The organism is Weissella viridescens (assembly GCF_001437355.1).
Classification (GTDB): Bacteria; Bacillota; Bacilli; order Lactobacillales; family Lactobacillaceae; genus Weissella; species Weissella viridescens.
Map to the genome: position 1 here is coordinate 389,313 of NZ_JQBM01000002.1, position 15,694 is coordinate 405,006.

At 41.2% G+C, this 15,694-nt stretch carries 14 protein-coding genes; 12 read left to right on the forward strand and 2 right to left on the reverse strand.

The window, feature by feature from the left end:
* The 8 genes from IV50_RS04480 to IV50_RS04515 form a co-directional block, all read left to right on the forward strand.
* Positions 1-624 (forward strand): IspD/TarI family cytidylyltransferase (locus IV50_RS04480; RefSeq protein ID WP_057745670.1); only part of this gene is annotated, 624 nt, incomplete at its 5' end.
* Complete coding sequence (locus IV50_RS04485) at positions 617-1,642, forward strand: alcohol dehydrogenase catalytic domain-containing protein (protein WP_057745673.1); 1,026 nt, start codon at positions 617-619, stop codon at positions 1,640-1,642. The genes IV50_RS04480 and IV50_RS04485, both read left to right, overlap by 8 nt.
* A gap of 140 nt (positions 1,643-1,782) precedes the next feature.
* Positions 1,783-2,193, forward strand: a complete 411-nt coding sequence (locus IV50_RS04490) for a DUF805 domain-containing protein (RefSeq protein WP_057745675.1) — start codon at positions 1,783-1,785, stop codon at positions 2,191-2,193.
* A gap of 3 nt (positions 2,194-2,196) precedes the next feature.
* Entirely contained in the window at positions 2,197-2,589 is a 393-nt protein-coding gene (locus IV50_RS04495) for a DUF805 domain-containing protein (RefSeq protein ID WP_057745678.1), read from the forward strand.
* Positions 2,582-3,328 (forward strand): hypothetical protein, encoded by a 747-nt coding sequence (locus tag IV50_RS04500; RefSeq protein ID WP_057745681.1) that lies wholly within the window; start codon positions 2,582-2,584, stop codon positions 3,326-3,328. Before IV50_RS04495 ends, IV50_RS04500 begins: the two co-directional genes overlap by 8 nt.
* Before the next feature lie 65 nt (positions 3,329-3,393).
* Positions 3,394-4,260, forward strand: coding sequence for a GNAT family N-acetyltransferase (locus IV50_RS04505; RefSeq protein ID WP_057745684.1), 867 nt, complete (start codon positions 3,394-3,396; stop codon positions 4,258-4,260).
* A gap of 313 nt (positions 4,261-4,573) precedes the next feature.
* Positions 4,574-5,911, forward strand: coding sequence for a dihydrolipoyl dehydrogenase family protein (locus IV50_RS04510; protein ID WP_057745686.1), 1,338 nt, complete (start codon positions 4,574-4,576; stop codon positions 5,909-5,911).
* A 293-nt stretch (positions 5,912-6,204) separates the two neighbouring features.
* Positions 6,205-7,815 (forward strand): Nramp family divalent metal transporter, encoded by a 1,611-nt coding sequence (locus tag IV50_RS04515; RefSeq protein WP_057745689.1) that lies wholly within the window; start codon positions 6,205-6,207, stop codon positions 7,813-7,815.
* Positions 7,816-7,918: 103 nt separating this feature from the next.
* Here the strand turns inward: IV50_RS04515 and IV50_RS07910 are convergent, their stop codons facing one another.
* Complete coding sequence (locus IV50_RS07910; RefSeq protein ID WP_057745692.1) at positions 7,919-9,805, reverse strand: KxYKxGKxW signal peptide domain-containing protein; 1,887 nt, start codon at positions 9,803-9,805, stop codon at positions 7,919-7,921.
* A gap of 278 nt (positions 9,806-10,083) precedes the next feature.
* Here IV50_RS07910 and IV50_RS04525 point away from each other — a divergent pair, with 278 nt between their 5' ends.
* The 4 genes from IV50_RS04525 (at position 10,084) to IV50_RS04540 (ending at position 15,022) form a co-directional block, all read left to right on the forward strand.
* Entirely contained in the window at positions 10,084-10,836 is a 753-nt protein-coding gene (locus IV50_RS04525) for a hypothetical protein (protein WP_057745695.1), read from the forward strand.
* 359 nt (positions 10,837-11,195) lie between these two features.
* The gene (locus tag IV50_RS08020; protein ID WP_057745698.1) at positions 11,196-11,885 is read left to right on the forward strand and encodes a YfhO family protein; all 690 of its coding nucleotides are present in this window, start codon (positions 11,196-11,198) and stop codon (positions 11,883-11,885) included.
* The gene (locus IV50_RS04535; RefSeq protein WP_258311506.1) at positions 11,782-13,896 is read left to right on the forward strand and encodes a YfhO family protein; all 2,115 of its coding nucleotides are present in this window, start codon (positions 11,782-11,784) and stop codon (positions 13,894-13,896) included. Before IV50_RS08020 ends, IV50_RS04535 begins: the two co-directional genes overlap by 104 nt.
* Before the next feature lie 244 nt (positions 13,897-14,140).
* Entirely contained in the window at positions 14,141-15,022 is an 882-nt protein-coding gene (locus IV50_RS04540; RefSeq protein WP_057745705.1) for a phosphate ABC transporter substrate-binding protein, read from the forward strand.
* Positions 15,023-15,057: 35 nt separating this feature from the next.
* Here IV50_RS04540 and IV50_RS04545 read toward each other — a convergent pair whose 3' ends face one another.
* The gene (locus IV50_RS04545; RefSeq protein ID WP_057745708.1) at positions 15,058-15,654 is read right to left on the reverse strand and encodes a TetR/AcrR family transcriptional regulator; all 597 of its coding nucleotides are present in this window, start codon (positions 15,652-15,654) and stop codon (positions 15,058-15,060) included.
* Positions 15,655-15,694 lie beyond the last annotated feature (40 nt).

A 15,694-nucleotide genomic window follows, 5' to 3' on the forward strand; every position in this document is an offset into this window, starting at 1 on the left:
GATCGTCCAATTATCATTCATACCTTGGAAAAGTTCACTATGATTGCTGAATTTGACAAGATTATCGTTTCAATTCACCCACAATGGGTGCAATACGCAAAAGACTTGATTGCAAAGTATATCGATGATGATCGGATTGTGGTAATTGAAGGTGGATCAGAACGAAACGATACTGTGATGAATGCCATTAATTATATTCAAGAAAATTTTGGTAAGCATGATGATGATGTTCTTGTAATGCATGATGCCGTACGTCCCTTTGTGACGCGTCGAATTATTATGGATAATATTCGTCTAGCTGAGACTTATAAGGCTGTTGATACAGCAATTGGGGCGACTGATACGATTGTTCGTGCCGTAGATGGTGAAGTAGTCGAAATTCCGGTGCGTTCATACATGTACCAAGGTCAAACACCACAAACCATTAATATTAATGCCTTCCAAAATCAATATTTACAAATGTCTGAAGCAGAACAACGTGAATTAACTGATTCAGCTAAAGTTATGCTTTTGGCTGGTTATCAAGTCGGTGTTGCAGACGGTGAAGAAAGTAACATGAAGATTACGCGACCATACGATTTGCGAATTGCGAATGCTATTGCGAAAGAGGATAGTGATGTTTAATAATGTGTATCGCTTAACTGGTGTCCGCCAGATTGAGCAGGTTACAACCACAGTGGATTCTGCAGATCCAGAAAGTGTGATTGTGCGGCCTACATTAATGTCAATTTGTCGGGCAGATGAACGCTACTATACGGGAACACGAGATAAGAAAGTTTTGGCGGAACGCTTACCAATGGCTTTGATTCATGAAGCGGTGGGCGTCGTTGTCCGTGATAATACCGGAACATACGCACCAGGGACGCATGTCGCAATGGTGCCAACTAATCCCCACGGTTTCGATGAATTAGTATCCGATAATTATTTAAAGACATCAACATTTAGTTCATCAACAACTGATGGTTTTATGCGTGAATATGTCTTTATCAAGCCTGAAAATTTGGTAGAGATTCCAAAAGGCGCACAAGGTGATATGGATGCGTTTATTGAGGTGATTACAGTGGCTATCCAAGCCGTACGACGTCTAAAGGAATCAATGATTCCGCGTGATCGTCGTATTGGTATTTGGGGTGACGGGAATGTTGCCTACATTACAGCTGTTGTTGCTAAAGAAGAATTTCCAGATGCTGAGATTGTGGTCTTGGGAAAGCATTCAGAAAAACTGGATTACATTAGCTTCGCTGAAACGATGTTAATTGATGAAGTTCCGGATGACTATATGTTCGACCAAGCAATTGAAGCAGTTGGGGGGATGGGTTCTGAATCAGCGATTGATCAAATTATTGCCCACTTAAATCCCCGAGGCGCTATTGTCCTATCAGGCGTTTCAGAGGACAAAGTAGCGATTAATACCCGCATGGTTCTTGAAAAAGGATTAGATCTAGTGGGAACAACACGTTCAACCCGTTCTGATTTCGAGCATGCCATTCATCTATTGACAGACAATGACGCGGTGCAGGATCGCTTAGGTTTGTTGGTTCAAAATATAAAGCCAATTAATAAAATTAATGATATTACAGAAGCCTTTGATGAAGATCTCAACATGAGTTGGGGAAAGACAGTCATGAAGTGGAATATGTAATGAAAGAAGCCCACATGGTGACATGTGGGCTTTTTAAGGTTCAGATGGTGTTGAAAGTATATAGTGGGGATGAAATGTGGTCGTGAAAAGACTATAATGGAAAACAACCATAAATTTTGAAATAGAGGATGACTTGTTATATGGAATATTTACTCGCGTACTTGAATGAAAGTAACGGCTTTAAATTTGGAAAATTATTCCAATTTAAAGGAACATTAGACCGCAAGAGTTTCTTTATTGGAGGCTTGGCTTGGATTATTTTGATGTCATTGATTTTGACACCACTCTTTTACTTAGGCTTATTTTTAATTGCAGTTAGTGGCATGGCGATGCAATCAGTCTTTGCGATTGTGGCAGTCATTTTTTTGATTATCTTTATTGGATTGTTGCTCCAAGCATTGGCCGCTATGGCACGTCGCCTTGGATCTGCTGGTGTGTCAAAGTACTTCCTATTTTTCATTTTGATTCCATTCATTGGCGCAATCATCTTGCTATGGGAATTCATTAAAGAGGACCAATTCAAGGTTGTCACAGAGACAACGGAGGATTAACCTATGGAGTATTTAAAGCAGTATTTGAACCAAACTGATGGCTTATATGCGTTCAGTGGTCGGCTAAGCCGTAGTGGTTTCTTTATCGGACAACTACTCTTGATGATTTTTATTTCAATGGTAACTGTGCCAATCGCTTATTTTCTAGCCATTTATGCACCACAACTTGTCGTTGATGCAGGTAAGTCATTGCCAATCTGGGTGGGGCTTATTGTTGCCATCTATGTGTTTGTATACTTAAACGTATTTGTCATCAATGTGGCTGCAATGGCGCGTCGTTTTCGTGATGCCCATGTCTCATTCTATAATTTCTTTTGGATGCTATTACCCTTTATTGGAACGGCAGTACTATTTTGCCAATTAATGCGTCGACCAGTGGAGGTGCAAAATGACTAAAAAGACACGAATTAGTTTAGTTGTCATTATCTCATTAATCTTGGCAGCTGGTGCGGGATTCATTGCTTCGACTCAGACCAAGGCGATTGAGAGTTTCTTGCAAGTTGAGCCAGTGAACGTTGCATCAACTAAGCAAATTACTGAGACGTTGGCACCTGGTGTCCGCAAAGCTGATAAGAATGAAACAGCTGAAATTCAAAAGCTAGGGAAACAATCAAAGACTTGGGTTGGTAACGCGAATGGTGGTTACTTCCAAGTAACTGACTTTGGCAAGCGTTCAGACGTTGTCGCTGGTCAAGTTAATAACGGTCTAGCACAAACTGGTCAATTCACGCAAACATATGCTTTGAAGGGACCACAAATCTTTATCGCTGATACGAAGTATGCAGCAAACTCACAAAATGCCCAAATGGTTGGACATGATGTGGGGACCTTTGCCGGACAAATGTTGCAACAATTACCACAACTATCAAAAATGACTGCTAAGCAAATTAACAAGGACTTTGTTGTTGTTGGTGGTTATAGTGATGCTGCTGATGAAAAGAAGGGGCAAGTTAAAGAGTATATCTCATTTGTCTTCACACGAGATCAATACGGGAACTTGCACATGATTTCAGTTGAAAGTCGTCAGGATAAGGCGAGTGTGGCAAAGAATATCGCAACATTGAGCAATATTGGACATACCTATACTGGAAGCAAGCCTGACAATGTTTCGTTTGCCAAGCATGTTGAAAAATAGTTTGATAAAAAGACTGCCGTGGCAGTCTTTTTTTGTTATACTCATCAAAAAGCGAGGAATGTACGATGTGGATAACGACCAAGACGAAACTGACAGCACATGAAAAAAAACAAGTACAAACATTAATACATCAAGTGCATCAAGTTGACCGCACGTTTAAAGCACCATACTTAAGTAACCAGTATAACTATTTTCCAGGAATGCCGACTTTCATTCTGGTCTATGATAGTGCCGCGCAATTAGCCGGTTTTACCATGATCTATGCTGATGAAGCGCCACAAGATGGCATTGTTGATCTAATTGTAACTGTGTTGCCCGCACAGCGCCATCAAGGCATTGGGCGTATGATGCTCAATCGGGCTCAGTCAATCCTTGATGCTTTTGGTTATAAACAAATTAATTACATAACGGAGCGTGTCTTTCTGGATGCAAATCCAAACCTGCTGCAGAAGTTGAATATGCGTGTAGCGGATAGCGAATATCAGATGGCCATGGGTCAATTGGTAGAGCCATCGACAAAGCGAGCGGCAACAGTAAGGCTGATGGAAGCAGGTGATATTGTGCCCTTGGTACCGATTTTTAGTAGCGCGTTTGACGACATTTCGGACGAGGCGGCAGAACGATACTTGACGGAGAGTTTACAAGACGCATCAATTGCTAGTTACGTTTTAAAGGTAGAGACTACGCCAATTGGGTATTGTGCAATTGATCTTAGTGATTACGCTTATATCTTTAGTGTCTTCATTGATGACCGTTATCGTAGTCAAGGGTATGGTCAATATTTATTAACCTATGCAATTAACCATCTCCAAACCCAAGGATGGAAGCGGATTGTGCTTGGCGTTGAAGGAACGAATGTGGCAGCAAAGCGCCTATATAATCGAATTGGTTTTCAAGAAGAAACCGAAATTGTGAGTTTACAGCAAAAGTAATTTGGAATTTAAGGTTCGTTTTGGCTCTATTTAACTTTAGTTTATAACTCTAACGGCATAATATGGTCATAGGGTTAGCAATGACCCTATCAATAAACTAAATTGTTTTGATCACACTCATTACAATTTAAAACTATTGTGTACGAAGGGCTTACATACGGAAACTAACTTATTCATAAACCTACTCCTACTCCTAAAAATGAATGTATGTAAGTCTACAACGTCTAGTACTCCCAATACTAGGCGTTTTTCTTTTGACTTATTTGCTTGAGAAGTTTAGGCTAAAAGCAAGTCAGAAAGTGGAGGTTAACGCATGCAATATGACTATGATGTTGTAATCATTGGTGGTGGCCCTGCGGGACAACAAGTTGCGTATGGTTTAGCCGATGATAAGCGGATTTTAATTGTTGAAAATGATTTATGGGGTGGTACATGCCCGAACCGCGGGTGTGACCCAAAAAAGATGCTTTATGGCGTTGTTGAAGCTAAGCGCCAAGTTGATGTTTACCAGCAAGTTGGGTTGCCACAGGCTCCGACAATCGACTGGACGGCAATGCTAACGTTTGCCAAAAGTTATACCGACGGCATTCCATCAGCAACGGAAGCAGGGCTTCGTTCAGCTAATATTCACCACAATCGTGCGACTGTTAAGTTTCTTGGTGCGCATGCCTTGGATTTAGATGGTGAAGAAATTTCTGCCGATAAAATTGTTATTGCGACTGGTGCTAAAGCAGCGCGACCAGATGTGCCCGGTCAAGATTTATTAGAAACTAGCGATGATTTTTTTCATCAAATGACGCAGCCTAATAAAATTGCTTTGATTGGGGCTGGTTTTGTCGCGGTTGAACTTGCTAATATTGCTGTTACCGCAGGTGTTGAAGTGCATATTTTCCAACACAATGACCATATGTTGAGTGGTTTTCCACGAGCATACAGTGATATTGTTGCAACGAACTTACAGCAAAAGGGTGTAATCTTCCATTGGAATGCTGACGTACAGGCCATTGAAATGGAAGATGATTTACAGGTTGTTACTCAGGATGAAAAAGTAGCTGGCTTTGAACATGTTTATAGTGCCATGGGTCGACCAGCTAATGTTGCCGATTTAGATTTATCAGCAGCAGGAATTGAATTAGCTGATCACGGTGGCGTTAAGGTGAACGAGCATTTGCAGACGACAGCGGAAAACGTCTATGCAGTCGGAGATGTCGCCGCAAGTCCTGCACCAAAACTAACACCAGTGGCTGGATTTGAAGGGCAATATGTCGTTGATGTGCTGACTGGTAGAACCACTGCCGCCATTGTTTATCCACCAACTCCGCACACGGTGTTTGCGGGACCAGAATTATCACAGGTCGGTGTCTCACTTGATCAGGCCCAAGCAGCACCTGAACAGTACCGGGTGGTTACGCAAAAACTTGGTAATTGGTACACGTATAATCGTATTCAGGATAAAACGGCGCAAGTGTCGGTCATTACTAACCAAAATGACGGGGTCATTGTTGGGGCAGTTGTACTTGCGACAGATGCAGAAGAGTTGATTAATTACTTTACTGAAATGATTGCTGAAAAGCATACGACGGACGATCTTAAAAAGTGGATTCCGGTTTATCCCAGTGTCGCCAGTGATTTATCATACTTATACGAATAAAGTTGAAACAGAGCTGAGGCTCTGTTTTTTTAATTGAACGCTGTTTAAGTTCATGATGGTTGAAGAATATCGACATACGATGATGAACATAAAATTGTTGTAATTTTTTTATTGAATATGTAAAAATAAATTTGTGGATAAAATAAATACTATTTTGGTCAAATGATAATATTAATGTTTGCAATCTTCAAAGTAGGGGCGTAAAATGTACTTTGGTTAAAGGAATCCTTAAGGTACGTACCTTAAGGATTCCGTGCACTCATACAACTATATATGTAGAAAGGTGGATTTTTATGAGTGAAGAAGTAAACAACGGCACAGAAGAGCCAAAGAAGTTCAAATTGATTCAATATGCGAACGGAAAGTCGCTTGAGGAATTGAACGGTTCAATTCCGGTGCCAAAGGAATCAGATGCTGGTTTCTTTAAGACCCTACTCCGTTATTCAGGTCCAGGAGCCCTCGTTTCTGTGGGTTATATGGATCCGGGTAACTGGTCAACGTCAATTACCGGTGGTCAAAACTTCGGTTACCTATTGATGTCTGTTATCTTACTATCAAGTTTAATTGCGATGCTTTTGCAATACATGGCAGCTAAACTGGGTATTGTGACGCAGATGGATTTGGCGCAAGCCATTCGTGCCCGAACAAGTAAGACTTTGGGTGTCATCCTTTGGATTTTGACCGAGTTGGCCATTATGGCGACTGACATTGCCGAGGTTATCGGTGCGGCGATTGCCCTGTATCTTTTATTTGGAATTCCATTAATTGTCGCGGTATTCATTACCGTTTTGGATGTATTCGTTTTGCTATTATTAACAAAAGTCGGATTCCGAAAGATTGAAGCAATTGTTGTCGCCTTGATTTTGGTTATCTTATTCGTCTTCATTTATGAGGTTGCCTTGTCAGATCCTAATTGGGGAGCAGTTATTGGCGGTTTGGTACCATCAACTGAAGCCTTCTCAACTAAGGAAGTTAATGGTATGACAGCTTTGAGTGGTTCATTGGGAATCATCGGAGCCACTGTTATGCCTCACAACTTGTATTTGCACTCAGCCATTTCACAAACACGTAAGATTGACCACGATGATGAAGAATCAGTTGCACAAACAGTGCGTTTCAGCACTTGGGATTCAAATATCTCATTGACGGCGGCCTTCTTCGTTAATGCCCTATTGCTTATCATGGGTGTGGCTGTGTTCAAGAGTGGTGCGGTTCAAGATCCATCATTCTTCGGTTTGTACCATGCCTTGTCTGATAGTTCAATGCTAAGTAACCCAGTTTTGATTAGCGTTGCCAAATCCGGTGCGCTGTCAGTATTGTTCGCCGTGGCTTTGTTGGCCTCAGGTCAGAATTCTACCATTACTGGTACATTGACTGGACAAGTTATCATGGAAGGATTCATCCACATGCGCATGCCAATGTGGGCTCGTCGTTTGATCACACGTTTGCTTGCTGTGATTCCGGTTGTGATTTGTGTCTTGATGACAGCTAACCAACCAGAATTACAACAACACGAAGCGTTGAACACATTGATGAACAACTCACAAGTGTTCTTAGCCTTTGCATTGCCATTCTCAATGTTGCCATTGTTGATGATGACTGACAGTCGTGTTGAAATGGGAGACCGTTTCAAGAATACCATCATCATTCGTATCTTGGGATGGATTTCTGCCCTAGCACTTACGATTTTGAACTTGTACGGATTGTTCGGTAAGGCAGGCTCAATTGCTGCCTTCTTCGGTGATAACCTAACAGGTAATCAAATCACTGATGCCAACATCATTGCGGCAATCGCTACAATCTTAGTTTTGGCTTTGCTATCATGGACTATCTACGACTTGTATCGTGGAAACCGCCGCTACGCAGCGCAACTTGCTGAAGCAGCTAAAGCAGAAAACAAGTAATGTATAAATGAACAAACACGTACTTAATCGTACGTGTTTTTTTATGAAAAAAAGCATGTAAAAAAAGGATCAGCTTAAGCTGATCCTTTTTTGTGTCGTCAGATTAGTGACGCTTCTTTAAGATACCACCAAGTCCAAGGGTTCCGATAAGAACACCAAGTCCAGTAAGGGCAGCTTCTTGATCACTACCTGTATTTGGTAATGTCTTGGCTGCTGGTGTGTTTTGCTTTGCTTGCGTTGAAACGACAGCAGATGCAGTTGGTGTGCTTGTAGCGGCTTCTGAGACGCTAGCATGGCCATTTACCTCAGGAGTTGTGGTTGCACCAGTCATGCTGCCGCTTTGTTCTGAAACTGAAGGAGCTTGTGATCCAGATTCAGGTTGTGTTGGTTGTACTGGCTTAACATCGCTTTCAGGCTTTTGAGCTTGTCCGCTTTGTGAAGCTTCTTGAGATTGAGATCCAGTTGATTGTGATTCTTGAGATTGAGAATCAGGTGTTTGTGATTCAGGTGTTTGTGATTCAGGTGTTTGAGAATCAGGTGTTTGAGAATCAGGTGTTTGTGATTCAGGCGTTTGAGAATCAGGTACTGATACACGTGGTAAATCAGCCGTATTGATTTCAACATCGAAAGGTTGAACTTCGTGATAAGGACCAGCACTAATTGAAACTGAACCGCTAAGAATCTTAGAAAGATCAGACGTTGGTAGTGAGAAGGTCCATGATTGACCGTCAGCATTCAAAACCCCGGCAACGCCACCGATTGAAATCTTCGTAATCATCTTGGCTGTTGCAGGGCTAGCTGCAGAAACAATAACTTGAGCTTGGTTACCATTAACTGTTACTTTAACCTTTGGTAATAGGCTGTGGCTCATTCCTGGTGAAACCTTGTTTGTACCAGGCTTGTAGTAGTTAGTTGTTGTGTCATATGATCCGTCAGCGATGGCACCCTTCTTGGCTTCATCAGCTTGCTTTTGTGAAACTGAAGCTGAAAGCGAAGCGGAATCTGCAACTGACATTGATGCACGCACGGAGTCAGCGATTGATTGAGAAGCTGCGGCTGAAGTAGAGTTAGCAATAGAATCAGCAATTGATTGAGAAGCTGCAATTGATTCAGCAACTGCAGCGGATTGAGAAGCCACAATTGATTCAGCTTGTGATTGTGATGCAGAGACAGATTGTGAATCAGCTAATGATTGTTGCGTTGTCAAAAGGCTTGATGTATCAAGTTGGACCTTAAAATCTTGGGTTTCATCGAATTGTCCAATACCAGGAACAACTGTGCTGACGACAACATGACCATTAAGCAAACTGTCGAGTTGGTCAGCTGGAATGGTGAAGACAAAGTTATCTCCTTGACGTACTCCGGTTACACCATTAATTGAAATGCTAGCAATCATGTTAGCTTTGGCGGTAGTCATGGCAGACAACGATAGGGTAGCTTGGTTGCCCTTAATCGTTACAGAGCTTGTATTCCCCATGAATTGTTGCATGGTTGATTCCAAGGTTGGATCAACATTCTTCTTATAAGCCTTTGATGTATCAAGTGGGTATGTACCATCGGCGTACTTGCCAGTTGATGCAGCAGTGCTAGAAGCTTGAGCCTTAACTTGGCGTGTTACTTGTGAAGCAGCGGCACTAGTTGAAACAGCAGTGCTGGTAGCTGAAGCGGCACTTTGTGGCGCAGCGGCAGAAGCGCTAACTGATTGTGAAGCGACAGCGCTGGTAGCTGAAGTTGCATCAGAGTTATTTGTTGAAACTGGTGCAGTTACATCGTTTGTTGATGCAGCAGAAAGGGCAACAGTGTTGTTAGCAGTTGTTGTTGATCCCTGTTGCACTGTCCCTTGCGTTGGAGCGGCAGTGTTCACATCGTCGGCGTGAGCATTTGTCGCATTAGCGCCAATTAAAGCAGTTGAAAATAGTGTTCCAACCAAGGCCGAAACCCAGAGCTTTCCGGATTTAAACATCTTAACGTGTTCTTTTGATTCGTTCATCATAATTTCCTCCAAATGAAAAATAGACACAATTCAATATATGTCATTTATTTTAACAAAAAAAGACGCATAAGTCTTTACTTTTTGGGATTTAATTTAGATCCACTCTAACTTAAATGAATCTTAAATCCATCAAAAGCCGTCTGCAACACCGTTAATCTTGTATTGAAATCGTCAACATTATAGGAAAAATGCTAAAAAGTGGGGATGTTTTTATGGTCAATTTAACCCAATATCACGTATGATATAGGTAACAAATTTGTTTATGGGAGGCGCATATGCCAAAAGATAAATATTCATTAGCAAACCGAACAATTGAAGGGCTAGTAAAATTACCCATGGTCCGCGTGAATCGCAAAAATTTCTTGAAAACCCAATTTAAAGATGACGAGAATTTGAAAGGGATTATTAAAAATGGACCCCAAGCGTACTACTCAGCAAATGAATTGCGGGATATGGCTGATGTTTTAATTAAAGATAATGTAACGAAGGCGGCGTCTGCTTCAGTATTGGCCGGTCTGCCCAGCAATCCGCTAATTATGCTCGGCACGGGGGCCGCAGATATTGCGCAATATTTTGGGTTAGCGCTACGCATGGCCCAACAGTTAGCTTATCTCTTTGGTGAAGATGATTTGTTCAATCCGAAAAGTCATTTGAATGAGGTTGAACGGGGCCGCTTACTTGGATTGCTAGGGGGCATGTTTGGTGTTTCCGGAGCCGCTTCATTAATTTATTTAGGATCACAGAAGATGGCTGAACCACTGGGAACAAAAATTGCCGGTAAAGCTATGCTTGAAGGGGTCAAACATCCAATGATGAAAAAGGTGGGAAGCTCTGTAGGACACCGAATTAGTCACCAAACGCTTGGTCAAACAGTGACTAAAGCTGTGCCACTGGTCGGCGGGGTTACATCAGGTGTTATTACATATGTTACCTTTAAGCCGATGGGCCAACGTTTGGCCAATTTATTAGCCGATAATTTGGCCACACAACAGGCTAGTACAAACGCTTCAAATACGAAAGAATTGTAGAATAAAAATTGCAGTGAGTTTTCGTAAATTACGTATTTAAAAGGCAAAGTATTTAATACGATGCATCTGTAATTCATGTATCGCTTTGTTTAAAAACACGTTTAAGTTGGAAAGAAAGATTAAAGAACAAACGTTACCAGCTGAAATACCCATGCTACTCACCCTAATAATGATATAATGGTATAAATTTTCAACAATTAGAAGTTAGTATGTTTAAACATAAGAGTTGGTGGAGTATTAATCTCCTTGTATATCTGATTGTATTCACAGTCGTTTTGGGTTTGCTTTTTGGACCATATTTCTTAACTGGAACTAGTTTTGTTTGGTAAGCCGATAGTATTTCGCAACATGTGCCAGCTTTGGTTCACTGGCAAAATGATTTAAAGCACTTATTAGCGACTGGACAATGGCCAGCACAATGGAATTTTCAGCTGGGAATAGGTGCTGATTATTATCAAACTTTTGCTTACTATACGTTGGGTGATATTTTCACGTATGGGGTTGCCTTCGTGAGCCAAGCCCACTTGATGGCTTACTACAATATCATGATTGTTGTGCGGATTTTCTTAGCAGGAATTGCTTTTCTAGTTGCGCTTCATCATTTTACTGATTCCCGCAATCCGTGGGTTAATGTGACCGCGACTTTGGCATATGTCTTTACGGGATATATGGCGTTGTCTGCTTTCTCACATCCTTATTTTGTAAACCCGTTAATTATTTTCCCTCTATTGATTGTCGCTATTGACAATCTTTTGAATCCGGAAAAGCCCAAGTCAAAATATCTTTACTTTATTGTCATGGTTGCTTGGACGCTTTGGAATAATTATTACTTTGCGTTCATTATGGCGTTAGGTGCGTTGATTTTCTTTGTTGTTAAAACAACGGTTGAAGTTAACATATTGGTTGAAAATTATTATTCCAACGATTATTGCTCTTTTGATTCCAATGGCACTTTTCTTGCCAGGGTTAATGGGACTCTTTACTTCAGCTCGAACGAACCCCGTTTTTGCAAACGGATTATTGCTCTACCCACTAAGCTACTACCTTGAGCTACCAGCAACATTTATTACAAATGTACCAGGATCTAGTTTTTGGCTAACTGGTGGATATTCGGTATTGTGCAGTATGGGTGCTATTTACACGCTACGGCGTTTTAAAACATATCCAGTCCTAAATAGTATTCTAGTGATTGGTGCGATGATGTTATTGTCACCGGTGTTTGCAGCCATTATGAACGGAGCATCATCACCTTCAAACCGATGGACATTCATGTTTACGTTGCCAATGGCATTAACTGTGCCAATTCTATTGAATAATTTGAAAAAAATGACGAATCGCGACTTCTATTGGATCATCGGATTCTTTGGGGTGGCTTTCCTATCATTGTTTTATGCCTTTAACTTTAATTTTGGTTCTAAATATGCATCGATGCTGTTCATTGCCTTTGCGATGCTCGTATTAGTATATGTGACACGCACCCGGCCCAAAGGCTTGTATCTCATTGTGTTATTGGCAATGTTTAATGCGCTGACCGTGATGCAACAAAATCGGACGATTGATCTTGATCCGAACCAATCTAATTTACTACCAACTAAAAAAGTTGAAAAATTAATTGATAATCAATCAAAATATTTTGATGAAAATAAGGGCGAAACAGTCCATACAGATGATGGGTCAACACTAGAGACTGCTGATGCCCTTCAAAAAAATGCTTCATTGAATCGCTCGTATATTCAATCGCCACTTGGAAATATTTCAGGTATGATTTCCCCAGCTGCCAACTTAGCCATGAATGGTTCAGCACACAGCATCGAAACATATTGGTCATATGAAAACGGGGCGCCAGCTAAGTTATTTAACAACATTCAATTGCTGGGTAATAGTAATAACGACATTACAGGAAACTTTGATCGTCGCGCAGTTATTTCTAATCTCATGGGGATTAAGTATTGGTTTGTAAATAATGGTGGCGCAAATCCACCAGCAACCTATAAGCCGATTAGTGACAAAAAGATTAATAATCAGACTGTTACAAAGAGTGACGATGTGTACCCACTTGCTTATACGACGGATCAGGTCGTTTCTACAAAGACCTTTAATCGCGCTTCCCCAACAAAGAAGGAAGCCTATGTTGCGCAAGGTGCGGTCACAAATGCGTTGCCAGAAAGTGCAACATCCGATCAGTTTGCCAACCAAGTTAAGTCGGTAAAGATTAAAAAGTCGGCTAATGCCAAGGCAACACAAACCGTTCACTATCGCTTTACCTCAAAGAATGGTGCCAAACCAACAGGGATTTACTTGCCAGCCGATGCTAGCTTAGCTGGGAATGAAATTCATCTTGAGGTAAGCAACCTAAAGTTTAAGCCATTTTCGCTCTACCAAAAGGCTACCTACGCAACGAATGCGCATAACGGTAAGGCTAAAAAAGCGGCCGCATTACCTGACGGTAAAACTGATTATGCAACTAATACCAAAGCCTATAAATTTAATTGGCTTCGAAATCATGCGAATAGCATTGGTAAGTTCGTTGACGGTTATCGTGTGACGGCTAAGTATGGTCGAACGGAAAGGATTTTTGGTCAGCGTGGCCAAAATAACTTGTCTTACTATTCACCAGCTAAAGATGCGACCTTAAATATGGGACCAGCAAAGGGAACATCGCAACAACAGTTTATTCCATTTAGCTTTGATACACTTGGTACCTATAGCTTCGACGTTAATGTTAAGACGATCCCAGTCGATCAACGTTTTGACGCCGTTGCACAGCGTGCACAAGCTAATGCTGTGCCGTTAGATATTAAGCGTGATGCTATAACGGGTACGGTTAACGTGAAAAAACCACAAATTCTCGTTACGTCAATTCCGTATTCAACGGGTTGGCAATCAGATCACAATGACATTATCAATGTGAATGATGGCTTTGTGGGTATTAAATTGAAGACCGGTACAAATCAATTGAATCTTAAGTATCAAACACCAGGACTCCACTTGGGACTTATTCTAAGTGTCATTGGGATTGCCTTGTTACTCATTTTCTCAGTTGTCCTTTTCTTCCTTTAATAGGGACGAATGCTAAATAAAACCACTAAGTTAAACGCTAACTTAGTGGTTTTTTATTTTTGTAAATGATTTGTTTACGTGTTATTTACACAAAACCCACGAAACTTACCGTGCTTGTACATTGGTTCGCTATACTAGGTTTTGTTGAAAGGGATTGAAACTTCTAATACATGCTACTACTACTATGAACAATTCTTTATGACTTCAATCGCTTTCAACATTAATTTTAAAAGGAGATACTTTCATGAAAAGTACATTAATTAAAACAACCCTTGGTGTTAGCGTTTTGGCTGCAGCAACACTACTCGGTGGTGCCACTGTGGCCAATGCTGATAGTAAAGTGATGGCAGTTGGTTCAACTGCTTTGCAACCATTGGCCCAAGAGGCTGGTGAAAAGTTTGGCGAAAAGAACAGTGGTGTCAGCGTCAACGTGCAAGGTGGTGGTTCAGGTGCTGGTCTTAGCCAAGTTGGTAAGGGATCAATTGATGTCGGGAATTCTGATATCTTTGCTTCACAAAAGAAGGGTGTTGATGCGTCAAAGCTTCAAGATCACCAAGTTGCTGCAGTTGGAATTGCGCCAGTTGTCAACAAGGATGTTTCAGTTAAGAACTTGTCATCAAAGCAATTAAAAGAAATCTTCACCGGTAAAATTACGAACTGGAAGGAAGTTGGCGGTAAGGACGAAAAGATTGTCCTTGTTAACCGTGCCCAAGGTTCTGGAACGCGCTTTACCTTCGGACAAAATGTCTTGGACGGTAAGTCAGCAAAGACTTCACAGGAACAAGATGATAATGGTGCCGTACAAAAGATTGTCGGACAAACACCAGGGGCAATTTCATACTTGGCCTTCTCATATACGCAAGGGAACGCCGCAAGTAAGATTAAGACGATCAGTGTTGATAAGGTCAAGCCAACCGACAAGAATGTCGCTGATAATAAGTGGAAGATCTGGGCTTATGAGCATATGTACACCACTAAGAACCCAAGCAAGGATACAAAGAAGTATATTGACTTCGTTAAGTCAGATGACATGAAGAAGACCACTAAGAAGCTTGGTTACATTCCAATGTCAGATATGAAGGTTCAAAAAGACGATCAGAACAAAGTTACAAAATTAGATAAGTAAAACAAAAGCTCAGGCACTAAGTGGCCTGAGCTTTTTTATGGATTTAATTCGTTGAGTGTTGTTGCTACACCTTTAATCGTCAGCTCATCAAGGAGTTGTGCGGGTTCATCTGGAGTATTCGTAGGCGTTTTTAGCCATTGACGTACAATACCGAAAGCAGCTGAAGCCGCGTAATGACCAATGAATTCTGCTTTCTGGGTCACAGATGGTGGAAGTTGATACAACGTTTTAAAACCTAATTGGGTTAACTGATAAATTTGATCATATAACTTATTCTCAAACGTTAAATCCCCATTGGCGCCTAACATCGCATTTACAAATGGGGCGTGTTGCATGAATATGTGCAGTAATGCAAGCCGATAGGCAGCAAAATTGGCCGTGTCAATTTTAGTGTTATCGGATTGATTGATGTAGCGGTTAAAGGCCGCGGTCATTTCATCAAAAATTTCAGTTTCGGCCTCGTTCAATAAATCATATTTGTCCTCAAAATGGCGATAAAAGGTTGCTCGATGAACTTTCGCTTGCTCAACAATATCGGTGACGCTGATTTGGCTAAGGTCTTGTTGATCGAGGAGTTGAATGCAGGCATTTAACAAATTCTGGCGGGTTTTTTGAACTTTTTGACTAGGCATAAGATTTCCTTTTTAAAATGCGACACTTTGTCGTTTTTTG